The sequence below is a fragment of the Duganella sp. HH101 genome (assembly GCF_001758795.1).
GTDB lineage: Bacteria > Pseudomonadota > Gammaproteobacteria > Burkholderiales > Burkholderiaceae_D > Rugamonas > Rugamonas rivuli.
The window spans coordinates 49,320-62,902 of record NZ_LRON01000008.1; the positions used below are offsets into that span (position 1 = coordinate 49,320).

Sequence of the window (13,583 nt, forward strand, 5' to 3'; positions counted from 1 at the left end):
CGCCGCGCCTGTGCAGGCGGCCGTCAGGCCGCTTCCTCGAGATGATGGTGGTCGTCGTGCGCCTGCGGTGGCAACGGGATGGTGTAGATGCCGGCATCGGTGGTCAACAGCAGACCGGCAATCGACGCCGCGTTTTGCAGCGCCGCTTTTGTCACCTTGGCCGGATCAAGCACACCCAGTTTAAACAGGTCGCCGTAGCTGCCATCGGCCGCGTCGAAGCCGAAGTCCCCGCTGCCATCAAGTACCCGCGCCAGCACGGCGGCAGGCTGGCCGCCTGCATTGGCGACGATCTGCCGCAAAGGCTCTTCGAGCGCGCGCAGCACGATGGCGATGCCCGCATCCTCGTCCGCGCTGTCGCCGCGCAGAAGCAGCGCAGCCGGCCTTGCGCGCAGCAGCGCCACACCGCCTCCCGGTACAACACCGTCGGCGATGGCAGCGCGTGTCGCATGCAGCGCATCCTCCAGCCGTGCCTTCTTCTCGGACAGTTCGGCCTCGGTGGCGGCTCCCAACCGTATCACCGCGACACCGCCGGACAGGCCGGCCAGGCGCTCATGCAGTTTGTCGCGGTCGTAGCCGGCGGAAGTGTCGGCTATCTGCGCCTTGATCTGCGACGAGCGTGCCGCTATTCCCGCCGCAGGACCGCCGCCGTCGATGACGATGGTGTGCTCCTTGCCCACCTCAACCCGCCGCGCCGTGCCCAGGTCGGCCAGCGTAACAGCCTGCAGCGTCAAGCCGCTATCGCCGGACAGCACACGGGCGCCGGTCAACGCCGCCAGATCCTCCAGACTCTCGCGGCGACGTTCGCCGAAACCCGGCGCCTTCACCGCCACCGACTTCAGCAAACCCCGTGCGTGATTGACCACCAGGCCGGCCAGTGCCTCGCCCTCCACATCCTCGGCCACGATCAGCAGCGGCCGGCCGGTTGTGGCGACCAGTTCAAGCAATGGCAGCAGTTCGCGCACGTTGGCGATTTTTTGATCGGCCAGCAGTATCAGCGGCCGTTCAAGCTCCGCCACCTGCCGTTCCGCGTCGCTGATGAAATAGGGCGACAGGTAGCCGCGCTTGAACTGCAAGCCCTCGGCGACGGTCAGGTCGTCCTGCAGCGACGGCCCGTCTTCCACCGTAATCACGCCATCCCTGCCCACGCGGTCGAAGGCGCGTGCGATCAAGTCGCCGATAACCGCGTCTGCATTGGCGGATATGGTGGCCACCTGCGCGATCGCCTGGTTGGTGGCGACCGGACGGGCGGCCGTAGTCAATTCAGCCACGACGGCGGCCACCGCCTTGTCGATGCCGCGTTTCAGCCCTATCGGACTGAAACCGGCCGTGACGTACTTCAGGCCCTCGCGCACGATGGCTTGCGCGAGAACGGTGGCGGTGGTGGTGCCATCGCCCGCATCGCTGCCGGTGCGGGCGGCGACTTCCTTGATCAGCTGCGCGCCCATGTTCTGCAACGGATCGGCAAAATCGATCTCCCGCGCCACGGTGACGCCATCCTTGGTCAGTGCCGGCGTGGCGTGGCCGCGCTCCAGCACCACGTTGCGGCCCTTGGGCCCCAGCGTCAGCCTGACCGCATTGGCCAGGACGTCGACGCCGGAAGCCAGGCGCCTGCGGGCGCCGTCCCCAAATACGATACCTTTCGCCGTCATCAGTTAGCGGCGAAGCAGTACAGCAGGCCGGCGCCGCCGGTGGCGACCAGGTTCGCCTGGCCGCAGCCACGGCTTGGATGGGCGGCATTCCAGGACGTGTTGCCGCCACCGGTGCGGTCGAAGTGGCCCAGCTGCGCCGAGCCGTCGGCGGCGCTGCTGGTGTAGTTTTTACACGTATGGTCGGCGGCATCGGCGTAGGCGCGGCCGTCCGGCTGCGAGCCGGTGATGATGTCATGCTCGTTCGGCTTGTCGCCTGCGCCCTTCACCGGCTCGTTCTTCTCGGTGAAGACAGTGGTGCGCGTCAGGTTGTTGCCGAGGCGCGCAGCATCGAGCGTGTCGCCATGCAGGTGCGCCACATCGCGCGCCACCACGGCGCCACGCGTGTTGAACCATGGGCCATTGCCGATGCGGTCGCGCGCATTGACCGCAGGCTTGCCGTCGGCCGCCTGGGTGCTGAGGTAGGCGCGCCAGGTCTGCTTGCCCGCGCCGACCGATTCGGCCAGCTTCTGGCAGTGCGCGTCGGCGCCGGCCAGGCCGCCCAGGTCCGCACCTTTGCCCAGGCCTTCGCTGGTGACGAAGAAGCTTAGCGGCTTGGCCGGATCGGTGGAACGCGCGGTGTTCGGCTGCGCAGGCGCGGCTGCTGCTGGCGCGGCCGGCGTCTGCGCAGACGCCGCATAGGAGAGGCACAGCGCCGTGACGGCGCCGCAGATCAGGGCTGCTTTATGTATGGTCGTGGTCATGTTCAGTCTTTGGATTTGAAATCGTCGTGGCAGGATTTGCAGGTGCGCTGCAGCTTGCCGAATTGGGCCTTGATCGCCGCTACATCGCCGCCACCCGCCACGGCGGCCAGTTCGGTGGCCTCCTTGCCGAAGCTGGCGTTGAGTTCAGCGAAGTGTTTGCCGTCCTTGAACAGCTCCGGCTTGGCGCTGGTGTCGTGCCAGCCCTTGCCTTGCTCGGTGCCGGCCGCGAACAGGCCGCCCAGGCCGGAGTTGGCGATGGCGGCGATGGTGTTCGCTGCGCGCTGTACTTCGTCCTTGTTGTACTGGCCTTCGACCGACGCCTTGATACGGCCAGTGTTCCACGCCACCAGCTGGAAGGCCGACTGGCGCCACTTGATGAGGTTCTCCGGCTTCGGCGCCTGCTGCGCCAGCACGCCGGCGGAACCGGCGAGGAGGGTGATCGCCAGCGTTGAGATAAGTACCTTCTTGAGTCCTTGTTTCATCTGTTTTCCGTCGTAGAGTTGAAAAGAAAAGCGTTACTTGGCGCGTCCGCCATAGCCCTCTGCCAGCAAGGCGATCTTGTAGGCCGCGCCGCGTCCGACCACATAGAGAGTCTTCTTGTCCGGCCCGGCGAAGGCCAGGTTCTGTGGAGCTTTCGGCAGCGCCACCACACCCAGCGCCTCGCCCTTGCTGGAGAAGACCTGGATGCCGGCGGTGGAGGCCACATACAGCCTGCCGCTGTCGTCGACGGCCAGGCCATCGGCGCCGCTGCTGTTGCCAGTGTCCGTCTTGCGCCAGCCTTCCAGGCGCGCGAAGTTGCGGCGCGGGCCGATGCTGCCGTCGGCGGCGATGTCGTAGGCCAGCACGTGCTCTCCGGCGGTGTTGGCGACGTACAGCACCTTCTCGTCTGGACTCAGCTGGATGCCGTTGGGGCGTTCGATATCGGCGGCGATGCGTTGCAGCTCGCCCGATGGTGTGATGTGGTAAACGGCGGGCTTGGCCACCACCGGTTGATCTACTGGCGCGGGCGTGCCCGCCGGACGTGGCGGCGCACCGGAATCGGTAAAGTAGACGCCGCCCTTGCGGTCCACCACCAGGTCGTTCGGGCGGCCGAACGGCTTGCCCTCGAACTGGTCTGCCAACGTGCGCGCATGTGACGGAGGGTAGACGATGCCCACGCGCGGCTTCAGTACCTGCACCGCATACAGATCGCCGCTGGCGTTGAAGCCGAGGCCATTCGAGCCGTTGCTGTTGTCGAGGAAGGTGGACGTGCTGCCGTCGGCGGCGATGCGCGTGATGCGGTTGGCCGTGGTCTCGGTGAAGATCAGGCTACCGTCAGGCAGCACTACCGGCCCTTCGGTGCCGGTAAAACCATCGCGTATCAGCTCGATCGGCGTGCCGGCCGCCACCACGCCCGCGATGGCCGGAGTGGTGGTGGGGACCGCCGCTGTCTGCGCGTTGGCGGTGATGTCGGCTGCCACCAGCGCCAGGCCGGTTGCGACCAGTGCTGCGAGGTGAGGCCGCCAGGTGGTATAGCGTTTGCTCATCGTCGTGCTCCTCAAGATTTTTTGGCCGGACGCTGGGCCAGTTGCTGCACGGCCGCCAGCGCTTTCTCGACGTTGGCTTCCGGCGTCAGGCCGCCCACGGCGGCGGCGATCCTGCCGTCCGGTGTGATGACGAAGGTGGTGCGTTCGGTCGCCGCGTGGTCGATCTCGACGCCGCGCGTATCCTTCTTGCCGGCGGCGATCTCGCGGATCGCCAGTTCGTAGGACTTGGCGATATCGCCGTTGACATCGGCGGCGACCGGGAATTTTCCAGCGCAGTAGTTGGGATCGGCCGAGAACTCGTTGAGACGCACGATGCTGTCCAGCGAAACGCCGACCACCGTGGCGCCGGCGGCGCTGAACTTGTCGTGGTTGACGGCGAAGGTGTGCGCCTGGACGTTGCAGCCGCCGGTGAAGGCGGACGGGTAGAAGTACACCACCACCGGCCCTTTCTTCAACGCGTCCTTGAGCGAGAAGGCGAAGGCCTTGCCGGCCTGCGACGCCTGCACCTTGAATGCGGGAGCGGCGTCGCCTTCCTTCAGCGCGGCGGTGGCTGGCAGGGCGACTGCGGCCGCCAGCAGCGTAGCGATTAACATGCGTTTCATTGGTACTCCTGTTCTGGTTAGTGGTCTACATCTCGGATACATAGCGGGCCAGCGCTTCGATCTCGGCGTCGCTGAGCGGCGCCGCCAGCTGGTTCATCACGCCGCCGGCGCTGTTTTTGCGGCTCCCGCTGCGCCAGTCGTGCAGTTGCTGCTCCAGGTAGCGTTGGCCCTGGCCGCCGATGACCGGGCCGACGCCTGCCGTGCCTTTACCGTTTTCGCCGTGGCAGCTGGTGCAGGCGGGCAGCTTGCGCGCCGGATCGCCTCGTGCGTACAGCTGCTGCGCATGCGACAGCGGGGCGGTGGCCTGCTGATGCGCCTGCGCCGACTTGGCGGCGGCCGGCATCGGCGGCAGCGTGGCGAAGTAGGCGGCGATGTCGGCCAGGTCGGCGTCGCTGATCCCGGTGGCCATCATCTTCATGAATTCATGCTTGCGTTTACCGCTGCGGAAATCCTGTATCTGCTTGATGATGTACTCCGGATGCTGGCCGGCCAACTTGGCGAACTTGCCGTCCGTGCCTACGCTGAAGCCCTGGCCTTCGCCGCTGCCGCCGTGGCATTCAAGGCAGCGCTCGGAGTCCGCCTTTTCCCTGCCCACTACCGGATCGCCCCGCGGCGCGGCGGAGGCGGGCAGCTGCGCCAGCAGCAGCCACGCCAGCGCGGCCGTTTGTAAAACTCTGCGAATACGCTACTCCTTCTTGTAAAAAGTGTGGCAGGTGCGGCAGGTGCGCGACAAGTTGGTGGCGGCCGTGGTGGCCGATTCAAAATTATTCACCGCCACGAAGCCGACGATTTCAGTCGACAGCTCCTTGCTTTGCCGCGCCAGGTCCACCGCGTTCTTTGCATCGCCCTTGTGGTCGAAGAAGGTTTCGACCTGCGCGAACATCTGCGTCAGTTCCTTCGCATCCGCCGTGGCGGCCTGTTTGTTACTCAACGCGATATTCGACGACAGGCTTTTGTTGGTATCCTCGATGGACTGCATCAGGTCCACACTCAGCTCTTCAGCCGACCGGACCCCGGCCGACAGCGCCATCGAGACTGCAAACAGCAAAATGACTTTACGCATGGAGGCCTGTTCTTAAGGACGCAGCTGGCCGCGAATCTCGCCCGGCCGATGGTCGGCGCTGTGGACGTTGATGTACAGGTTGCCGGCCAGGTAGCTGGCGTACTGCTCGTCGTTGAGCGTAGCGCCGGCCGGCACGGACCAGGTGTTGTCGCCGGTTTTAGTCAACGTGATCACCGGTGGCCCGCTCTTGCCCGCCGCCCCCTGATGGATGTGGGCGGCGGTGGCCTGGACCTCCTTGGTGGTGATGCTGCCGCTGACCGCGTGCTCGGCGCCGCTGCCCACGGTGATGGTGCCCGCGCCGCTGGCGTTGGTGGCGACGGCCGGCGTTTCCTCAGCGCCGGTAAGGCTTACTTTGGTGTCGCCCGCGTAGGCCGCAGCGGCGGCCATGGTCAGGAGGAGGACGATGCTGTATTTTTTCATGTTCGGTTCCTTGATCAGGCAATCAGTTCTTTGATGACTTTTCCATACACGACGGTCGGGCGTTCCGAGCGGCCGTTGTTGAGGAAGGTGGTTTTCAGGTGGTCGAGGCCCAGCAGTTGCAGCACCGTCGCGTGCAGGTCGTAGGTGTCGACAGCCTTGTCCTTGTCCGCCACCTGCAGGCCGATTTCGTCGGTCGCGCCGTAGGTGCTACCGGCTTTGATGCCGCCGCCCGCCACCCACTGTGTGTAGCCCCATGGGTTGTGATCGCGGCCATTGCCGCTTTGGCCGTAGGAGGTGCGACCGAATTCCGAAGTCCACACCACCAGCGTCGAATCCAGCAGGCCACGCGACTCCAGGTCGGCCAGCAGGCCGGCGATAGGCTTGTCGATCATGCGGGCGTTGACGCTGTGGTTTTTTTCCAGATCGCTGTGCGCATCCCAGCTGGTGATCTCGGTCTGGCCATCGGGTGCGCCGGATACCACCTGGATGAAGCGCACGCCGCGTTCCACCAGACGGCGGGCGCGCAGCAGCGTGGTGCCGTAGCTTGCGCTGGTCTCGTCGTTCAGGCCATACAGCTCCTTGGTCGCATCGCTCTCCTTGCCCAGGTCCACGGCTTCCGGCGCGGCGACCTGCATGCGGTCGGCCAGTTCGTAGGAACGCACGCGGGCTTTCAGTTCGGTGTCCGCCGAGTAGCGCGCCGCGCCTTCGTTGTTGAGGCGCTTGAGCAGGTCCAGCGAGGCGCGTTGCTGCGACGCGGTGCGCAGTTCCGGGCGTTCCAGGTACAGGATGGGCGACGGGCCGGGACGGAAGGCCGTGCCTTGGTACACCGCCGGCAGGAAGCCGGAGTTCCAGTTGACTGAACCGGCGCTAGGCTCACTCTTGCCGTTGTAGAGCACCACGTATGGCGGCAGGTCAGGATTGGCCGAACCCAGTGCGTAGCTGACCCACGCGCCCAGCGAAGGGCGGCCGGGACTCAGGTCGCCGGTGTTCAGCTTCAGGATCGAGATATCGTGCGTGGCGCCGACGGTGACACTGGATTTGATGAAGGCGATCTTGTCGGATTGCGTGGCGATGTTGGGTACCAGGTCCGAGAACCACGAACCGCTGTCGCCATGCTGCTTCCAGGTGCGCTTGGACGCATACAGTTTACCGACGCCGCCCTGGGTGCTGGTCTTGATCCCTTTCAGGAAGGAGGCCGGCACGTCCTGGCCCGCCAGCTTGATCAGGTCAGGCTTGTAGTCGAACAGGTCCAGCGTGCTCGGGGCGCCGTTCATGTGCAGCCAGATCACGGATTTGACCTTGGCCGGGAAGTTGGGCTGTTTCGGCGCCAGTGGATCCGCCAGTTCGGCGGCGGTTGCCGCGTGCAGCAGGCCGCCGCCAGGCAGCAGGCCGGTGAGCGCGCCGGCGCCGATACCAAGGCCGGATTTAAGCAGGAAGTCGCGACGTGTATTGATACTCATGGTGCAGTCCTTTTAGATAGTGTTAGAAGCGGTAGGCAAAGTCGTTGGAGTTGGAGACCGCGTGCACCAGGTCGACGAATGCCGCCGCCCGCACCGGATTCACCTGCTGGTTTTCTTTCAGGCCGAGCGGTACGGCGATTTCAAACTTGCCGTCCGCGTTTTTGGCCAGGATGATTTTTTCCTCCTTGTCGAGGAATTCCTTCAACGCCGCCTTCTCGGACTTGTTCGGAGCGCGGGCAAACAGGATCTCGTACAGACGGTTCAACTGCGCCGTTTCATCCTTGCCGGCCTCGCGGATCACGCGGCCTGCCAGTGCCTGCGACCAGCCGAACACCACGTCGCTGTTGAACAAGGTCAGCGCCTGCAAAGGCGTGGTGGTGACATCGCGCTTGTGGTGCGCATGCGATGGATCGGCCAGGTCGAAACTCTGCATCAGCGGATACGGCACGCTGCGGCGTACGAACACGTAGACGCTGCGGCGGTTCTGCTCAGCGGGATCGGTGGATGGCGTCCACAGGTTGCCGGCGTTGAAGTTGGCTGGTACCGGTGGGAACACGGCAGGGCCGCCGATCTTGTCTTCCAGCTTGCCGGAAGCGGCCAGCAGCGAATCGCGGATCTCTTCGGCTTCCAGGCGTTTGCGCGGGTAGACCGCCAGCAGCTTGTTGTCCGGATCGACCTTCAGCACATCGTCGCGCTGACCGGAGGACTGGCGGTAGACGCTGGACAGCAGGATCTGGCGATGCAGCTTCTTGACGCTCCAGCCCTGCTTGACGAAGTCGGTCGCCAGGTAATCGAGCAGCTCCGGGTGCGTAGGCTTCTGGCCTGCGCGGCCGAAGTCGGCCACCGAGGCGACGATGCCGTTGGCGAAGTACTGGCTCCACACGCGGTTGACGAACACGCGCGCCGTCAGCGGGTTGTCGGCGCTGGCAAGCCAGTTGGCAAGCGCGGTGCGACGGCCGGACGAGGTTGCGGTGGGCTTGATATCCAGCTTGGCGTTGGCGCCCGCCCACAGCACCGGCAGCGCCGGTTGCACTTCGTCGGTCGGACGCTCATGCACGCCGCCGAAGCGAACGAAGGTCGGCGGCGAGTCGGCGTGACCCAGCTCGGTGGCGGCGGTCAGCGTCAGGCTGCCTTTCTCCGGCTTCAGCTTCTCGAACTTCTTCAGATCGGCAGTCAGCTTCTGATACTGCTTCCATTTGTCGACGTTGGCCGGGTTGTAGTCCGCGCTGTCCTTGTCCTCGGCGGTCAGTTTCAGATAGGCCACCACGTCCTGGTCGGTGCTGACGGTTTTCAGGCGGAAGTTCACCCAGCGGTCCATCGCCGTCCATTCGGCTTCAGGCTTGAAGATCGCCTCGCGGCTGTCGGTCAGGTAGCGCTCCTTGTGGTACTTGACGGCCACCGTACGGATGGTGTCGAGGATGGCCTTCTGCTGCGCGCGGATATCCTTGGTCGCTTCGCGGTAGGCGGTCTGCTGCTTCTCGTACGCCAGTTCGGCATCGCCCTTGATGGCGGGGGCTTTTTCGTCGAAGCTGGTGTTGGCGAAGAAGGCCTGCAGCTGGAAGTACTCCTTCTGGCTAACCTTGTCCGCCTTGTGGTTGTGGCAGCGCGCGCAGCCCACGGTGGCGGCCAGGAAGGTCTCGCCGACCAGGTCCGTCATGTCGGTGGCGATCTGGTATTTACGCTGCACCAGGTCGCGCGAGTTCGAGTTGTCCGGATAGCCGGCCAGGAAACCGGTGGCGATCTTGGCTTCCTGGCTATCGGGCCACAGCTCGTCGCCTGCCAGCTGCTCCTTGATGAAGCGGTCGAACGGCTTGTCGGCGTTGAAGCCGGTGATGACGTAGTCGCGATAGCGGTAGTTGTTTGGACGGGTGGTGTCGTTCTGGAAGCCTGCGCTGTCGGCGTAGCGCGCCAGGTCGAGCCAGCGGCGCGCCTGTCGTTCGCCGTAGTGCGGCGACGACAGCAGGCGGTCCGCCAGCTTCTCGTAGGCGTCCGGCGACTTGTCGTTGACGAAGGCGCGCACTTCCTCAGGCGTCGGGATCAGGCCCCAGGTGTCGAGCGTGGCGCGGCGGATGAAGGTGGCGCGGTCTGCGTCCGGCGACGGCTTCAGGCCTTTTTCCTCCAGCTTGGCGAGCACGAAAGCATCGACCGGTGTGCGTACCCAGCTTTTCTGTTTAACGATAGGGGCGGCCGGCTGCTGTGGCGTTGTATATGCCCAGGCCTTGCTGTTTGCCGGCGCTGCGGCCTTGGGGGTGTCGTCGGGCGCCGCCGACAGCACTGCGGAAAAGCTTAGCAGCACGGCGATCGATAGCGTCTTTATTGCGGGCTTGTTCACTGACTTGCTCCTTCTGTATGCGTGGACGAGATAAGGCATCACTGCTTTAGATAGCAACTATCGGACCAGCAGTCGCCTGACACTCATGTACTTGATTTAACTGGGAATTCTTCTGCGGGCAGCAGGAGCGCCTGCTGCCGCGCGGTCAGTTGCAGCGGCCTGCTGTTGAATATCCAGCAGGCCGCTGCTGCGATTACAGCTTGCCGCTGAAGCTCAGGCCAAACCAGCGCGGATACGGATTCGGCGAATAGCTGGTCCATGCCGGTTCGTGCTTGCGGTTGTCGGTGGCGTTCTTCACGATCAGGCTGACGTCGAAACCGGCCTTGGTGGTGAGGCCGATGGCGATGTCGGTGATGGCGTTCCCAGGCACGTAGCCGTAGTCGGATAGCGTGTCCGTGTTGTTATAGCGGCTGGTGAAGGCGGTATTGAAGCTGGCGTGGAACTGCTTGTTGGCCCATACGGGTATGCGGTACTCGGCGCCGACGTTGCCGGTCCACTTGGCCACGCCCGGCAGCGTCAGGCCGCTCTGGTCGACGTAGGGTGCTGTCAGGTAGGCTTGCTCGTCCGGTTTGGCGGCCAGCGGGAAGCTGATGTAGCGCGCGTCCGTATAGGCGCCGGCCACGCGGATGCTGAGGTTCTGGATGCCGGAGTAGACCGCATCCAGCTCCAGCCCGCGCGCCCGCACCTTGGGCACATTGCCCTGCGCCGTCACGTAGGCGGTCGGATTGGCCTGGCCGTTGGCGATATTGGTTTGCGTGGTGAAGTCGTCCACCACACGTACCGTCGACTGGTAGTCGCGGATGTTCATCTGGAACAGGTCGGCGTTGAGTATCAACGTGTTGTTCAGCAGGCTCGATTTCAGGCCCACTTCGAACGCGTTGGTTTTCTCGGGCCGCACGTTGGCGGACAGGCCGTTGACGTTGAGCGCGGAGCCGGACTTTTCGCCATACTGCCAAGAGGTGTAGCCGGTGATGTTGTCGTTGAAGCGGTAGCTCGGCGCCAGCGTGGCCGTCACCAGGTTATCGTCGTAGTGGCTGGTGATGCCGCCGATGAGTTGACCGATCTGGCCGGCGCGCAGCGCCTTGGCAGCAGCCACCTGCGCCTGTTGTGCGGCGGTCAGCGCGCCATACGAGGCGGCGCCGAAGTAGCGGCTGGCCACCGCGTCCGCCAGCGCAGCCTGCGCCGCGCTGTTGCCGGCGGCGAGCGCACCGGTGGCGGTGGAGTTGAAGCCACCCAGCGATACGCCGCGCACCGCGACCGGATTGAGCGCGGCGCCGGCGCCGTTGGCGGTCAGCAGTTTGACGTCGGTGGTGGTGCGGTTCTCGTGCGTCAGCCGCAAGCCGCCGTTAAGGCTGATGGCGTCGGTCGCGCGCCAGGTGGCGTTGCCGTAGATGGCGGTGCTCTTGGTGTTGACGATGGTGTCGCCCCTGGTGACTGCATCGTCCAGCGTATCCTTCAGCAGCGCCAGGCCCGCGCCGCGGTTGGCGCCCGCCAGTCGGTCCAGCGTGTTGTACTGCGCGGTGGTGGCAAACCATGCGCCGGCATCCGAACCCCAGCCGGTTTTCGCTGCGATGTCATCCTCCGTCTTCAGGTAGAACAGGCCGGCCACGTAGTCGAACGATCCGCCCGGCTTGGACTTCAGCTTGAGCTCCTGGCTGAACTGCTGGTAATCGACGCCGCCGCCGCCGTTGCGGTTGATGTCGAACGGCGTACCTTCGTCGTTGTGGGCGTCGAAGGTGTATTTACGGGTGGCGGTGACGGAGCTCAGCGTGTGATTGGCCAGGTTCCAGGTCAGGTCGATCTGGCCGCCCTTGTTGTGGACCGTCTGGCCCTGGTTCTCGTTGAAGTTCAGGTTGTTGTCGCCGATGTAGTTCTTGTCGTAGGTGTAGGGCGAACCGTTGAAATCGCGGCCGGCAAACCATGCGCGGCCCGGCGTGAAGGCGCCGGTGGCGGCGGTGTATCCGGCCAGCTTGGCGCGCGCCGTGGTGCCGCTAGGGTCGGTGAGCGAGCCGTCGGCAAAGCGGTCCGGCTGGTCCTTGTAGAAGGTCAGGCCATTCTGCACCTGTGGTGCGTGCGGTTCCAGGTCGAAGCTGACGCGCGCATTGAAATCCGCGCTGGGTGTGAACAGGAACTGCGTGCGGCCGCTGACGCGGTTCTTGTTATACAGGCTGTAGTTGCTGTCGAAGTTGTTGACGTAGTAGCCCCGGCTGCGGTCGACGAGGAAGGAGCTGCGCCATGCCAGCAGGTCTTCGATGATCGGGCCGCCCAGATTGGCTTTAGCGATCAGCGTGTCGCGCTGGCCGTAGGTGATCTGGTAGTCGGCGCTCGGGTAGAACGACGGCCTTTTGGTGTTGATGCTGACGACGCCGGAGCTGGCGCCCTTGCCGCCCAATGTGCCTTGCGGGCCGCGCGTGACATCGACCGAATCGATGTCGTAGAAATCGAAGTTGGCCAGTTGCGACAGGCCGTAGCTGACGCCGTCGACCACCATGCCGACGCTGGGGTCTTGCGTTTCGGTGAAGGAGCGTTTGCCCAGGCCGCGTATCGACAGCGAGGCGCCGCGCGTGTTGTTCTGGTTGAACTGGATGCCGGCGCCACGCTTGGTGATGGCGCTCAGATCCTGTGCCAGTTCGCGGTCGAGCTCCGCGCCGCTGACGACGGAAACCGATAGCGGTACATCTTTCAGTAGTTCGATTTTTCTTTTGGCGCGAACGGTGACGGCGCCCAGTGCCTGCGGTTCCTCTTCGACTGGTGCGCTGATGGCGACCGGCTCCGGCTGAGGGGCGGAAACGATAGTCCCGTCCTTTGCTGCCAATGCCTGCTTGAGTCTTGCGATTTCGGCTTGCAGCTCGGCGATGGTTGGCGTATCGGCGGCGTGCAGGGTTCCTGACGACAGCAGCCCAAGCGCGGTAACGACTGCGGCCGCCAGCGGCGCCGCTCGGAAGTGGTTGGGTAAGGCCTTATGCGCTTTGCTCATTACTATGCTCTCCTGATGGTGACTGATGTTGACGGTGGTATTGACCTCCATTTCGCAAGTAGCGTGCCATCGCGCAGAAATCGTTTATACAATTAATGCATATGTTTAAGCATGAGTATCCGGCTGCTTGTGCGCCTTTTCGTCACGATTCGAAGGTGCAGTCGGCGCTTCGAGTGGGCTGTTGATTTCGCAGCAGCCCTGTTTCGCTAAGTGGTGCTCTGACAGCACATGCGCCGCAGCCGAAAATCCAACAATGCCCATGAATACAGGCTTTGCGCGCCATCGGCAGGTTTGGCACGATAGTTGCAGAAGTGACCGGTGAGGAATCCCACTCATCCACTTTGAAGGCAACGACACCATGAAGACATTCCGTATCGCCGCACTGGCCCTGGCGCTGACCGCCACCGTATCCGCATGGGCGCAGCAAGCGCCGCAGCCTTGGACCTACAAGACCAAGCAGCTGGAACGCGCCGAAGTCGACGCGCTGCTGACCAAGCCGGAAAAGCTGGTGGTGCTGGACGTGCGCCGCCCGGACGAAGTCACCGCCAAGGGCAGCTTCCCTGTGTTCCTGAACATTCAGGCCAAGGATGTTGAAAACCAGCTGGCATATATACCGAAGGACCGCGTCATCGTCACCGTCTCCAACCACGCGCACCGTGCCGGCGCCGTGGGCGACCTGCTGACGGCCAAGGGCTACAAGGTGGCCGGGGCCACCGGCTCGGAGGACTACGAGTCGCAGGGTGGAAAGATCGTTCGCATCGCGCCGCCGGCCAAGCAGGTCGCCGCCGCAGCGCCTAACTAAGCAAGCCGCATC

General features: G+C 64.4%; 12 protein-coding genes. 1 reads left to right on the plus strand and 11 read right to left on the minus strand.

Annotated elements, in window-relative coordinates; translation table 11 throughout:
- Nucleotides 1-23: 23 nt before the first annotated feature.
- From groL to DUGA2_RS14590, 11 genes are all read right to left on the minus strand, one after another.
- Nucleotides 24-1,649, minus strand: a complete 1,626-nt coding sequence (groL, locus tag DUGA2_RS14540) for a chaperonin GroEL (protein ID WP_070269903.1) — start codon at nt 1,647-1,649, stop codon at nt 24-26.
- Nucleotides 1,649-2,389: a lectin gene (locus tag DUGA2_RS14545; protein ID WP_141753279.1), complete on the minus strand. Its 741-nt coding sequence runs from the start codon at nt 2,387-2,389 to the stop codon at nt 1,649-1,651. Before DUGA2_RS14545 ends, groL begins: the two co-directional genes overlap by 1 nt.
- Before the next feature lie 2 nt (nt 2,390-2,391).
- The gene (locus DUGA2_RS14550) at nt 2,392-2,871 is read right to left on the minus strand and encodes a cytochrome c (protein WP_070269905.1); all 480 of its coding nucleotides are present in this window, start codon (nt 2,869-2,871) and stop codon (nt 2,392-2,394) included.
- A 33-nt stretch (nt 2,872-2,904) separates the two neighbouring features.
- Nucleotides 2,905-3,915, minus strand: coding sequence for an SMP-30/gluconolactonase/LRE family protein (locus DUGA2_RS14555; RefSeq protein ID WP_070269906.1), 1,011 nt, complete (start codon nt 3,913-3,915; stop codon nt 2,905-2,907).
- A gap of 11 nt (nt 3,916-3,926) precedes the next feature.
- Nucleotides 3,927-4,517: a peroxiredoxin gene (locus DUGA2_RS14560; protein WP_070269908.1), complete on the minus strand. Its 591-nt coding sequence runs from the start codon at nt 4,515-4,517 to the stop codon at nt 3,927-3,929.
- A 25-nt stretch (nt 4,518-4,542) separates the two neighbouring features.
- Entirely contained in the window at nt 4,543-5,112 is a 570-nt protein-coding gene (locus DUGA2_RS14565) for a c-type cytochrome (protein WP_229214691.1), read from the minus strand.
- A gap of 90 nt (nt 5,113-5,202) precedes the next feature.
- Nucleotides 5,203-5,580 (minus strand): hypothetical protein, encoded by a 378-nt coding sequence (locus tag DUGA2_RS14570; protein ID WP_008446168.1) that lies wholly within the window; start codon nt 5,578-5,580, stop codon nt 5,203-5,205.
- Between the two features lie 12 nt (nt 5,581-5,592).
- On the minus strand, nt 5,593-6,000 hold the full coding sequence (locus tag DUGA2_RS14575; RefSeq protein ID WP_070269910.1) for a CHRD domain-containing protein: 408 nt from the start codon (nt 5,998-6,000) through the stop codon (nt 5,593-5,595).
- Nucleotides 6,001-6,014: 14 nt separating this feature from the next.
- A complete protein-coding gene (locus DUGA2_RS14580; RefSeq protein ID WP_070269912.1) occupies nt 6,015-7,460 on the minus strand; it encodes a DUF1501 domain-containing protein in 1,446 nt (481 codons plus the stop codon).
- A gap of 22 nt (nt 7,461-7,482) precedes the next feature.
- A complete protein-coding gene (locus tag DUGA2_RS14585) occupies nt 7,483-9,792 on the minus strand; it encodes a DUF1549 and DUF1553 domain-containing protein (protein WP_070269914.1) in 2,310 nt (769 codons plus the stop codon).
- A 193-nt stretch (nt 9,793-9,985) separates the two neighbouring features.
- Nucleotides 9,986-12,769: a TonB-dependent receptor domain-containing protein gene (locus DUGA2_RS14590; protein ID WP_070269916.1), complete on the minus strand. Its 2,784-nt coding sequence runs from the start codon at nt 12,767-12,769 to the stop codon at nt 9,986-9,988.
- Between the two features lie 358 nt (nt 12,770-13,127).
- On the opposite strand from DUGA2_RS14590, the gene DUGA2_RS14595 reads away from it, so the two are divergent.
- Nucleotides 13,128-13,571, plus strand: a complete 444-nt coding sequence (locus tag DUGA2_RS14595) for a rhodanese-like domain-containing protein (RefSeq protein ID WP_070269918.1) — start codon at nt 13,128-13,130, stop codon at nt 13,569-13,571.
- Nucleotides 13,572-13,583: the final 12 nt, after the last annotated feature.

Coding starts and splice junctions, on each gene's coding strand:
- DUGA2_RS14545 (WP_141753279.1), bottom strand. CDS start 2,389: ATGACCACGACCATACATAAAGCAGCCCTGATCTGCGGCGCCGTCACG.
- DUGA2_RS14550 (WP_070269905.1), bottom strand. CDS start 2,871: ATGAAACAAGGACTCAAGAAGGTACTTATCTCAACGCTGGCGATCACC.
- DUGA2_RS14570 (WP_008446168.1), bottom strand. CDS start 5,580: ATGCGTAAAGTCATTTTGCTGTTTGCAGTCTCGATGGCGCTGTCGGCC.
- DUGA2_RS14595 (WP_070269918.1), top strand. CDS start 13,128: ATGAAGACATTCCGTATCGCCGCACTGGCCCTGGCGCTGACCGCCACC.
- DUGA2_RS14575 (WP_070269910.1), bottom strand. CDS start 6,000: ATGAAAAAATACAGCATCGTCCTCCTCCTGACCATGGCCGCCGCTGCG.
- DUGA2_RS14580 (WP_070269912.1), bottom strand. CDS start 7,460: ATGAGTATCAATACACGTCGCGACTTCCTGCTTAAATCCGGCCTTGGT.
- DUGA2_RS14590 (WP_070269916.1), bottom strand. CDS start 12,769: ATGAGCAAAGCGCATAAGGCCTTACCCAACCACTTCCGAGCGGCGCCG.
- DUGA2_RS14555 (WP_070269906.1), bottom strand. CDS start 3,915: ATGAGCAAACGCTATACCACCTGGCGGCCTCACCTCGCAGCACTGGTC.
- groL (WP_070269903.1), bottom strand. CDS start 1,649: ATGACGGCGAAAGGTATCGTATTTGGGGACGGCGCCCGCAGGCGCCTG.
- DUGA2_RS14560 (WP_070269908.1), bottom strand. CDS start 4,517: ATGAAACGCATGTTAATCGCTACGCTGCTGGCGGCCGCAGTCGCCCTG.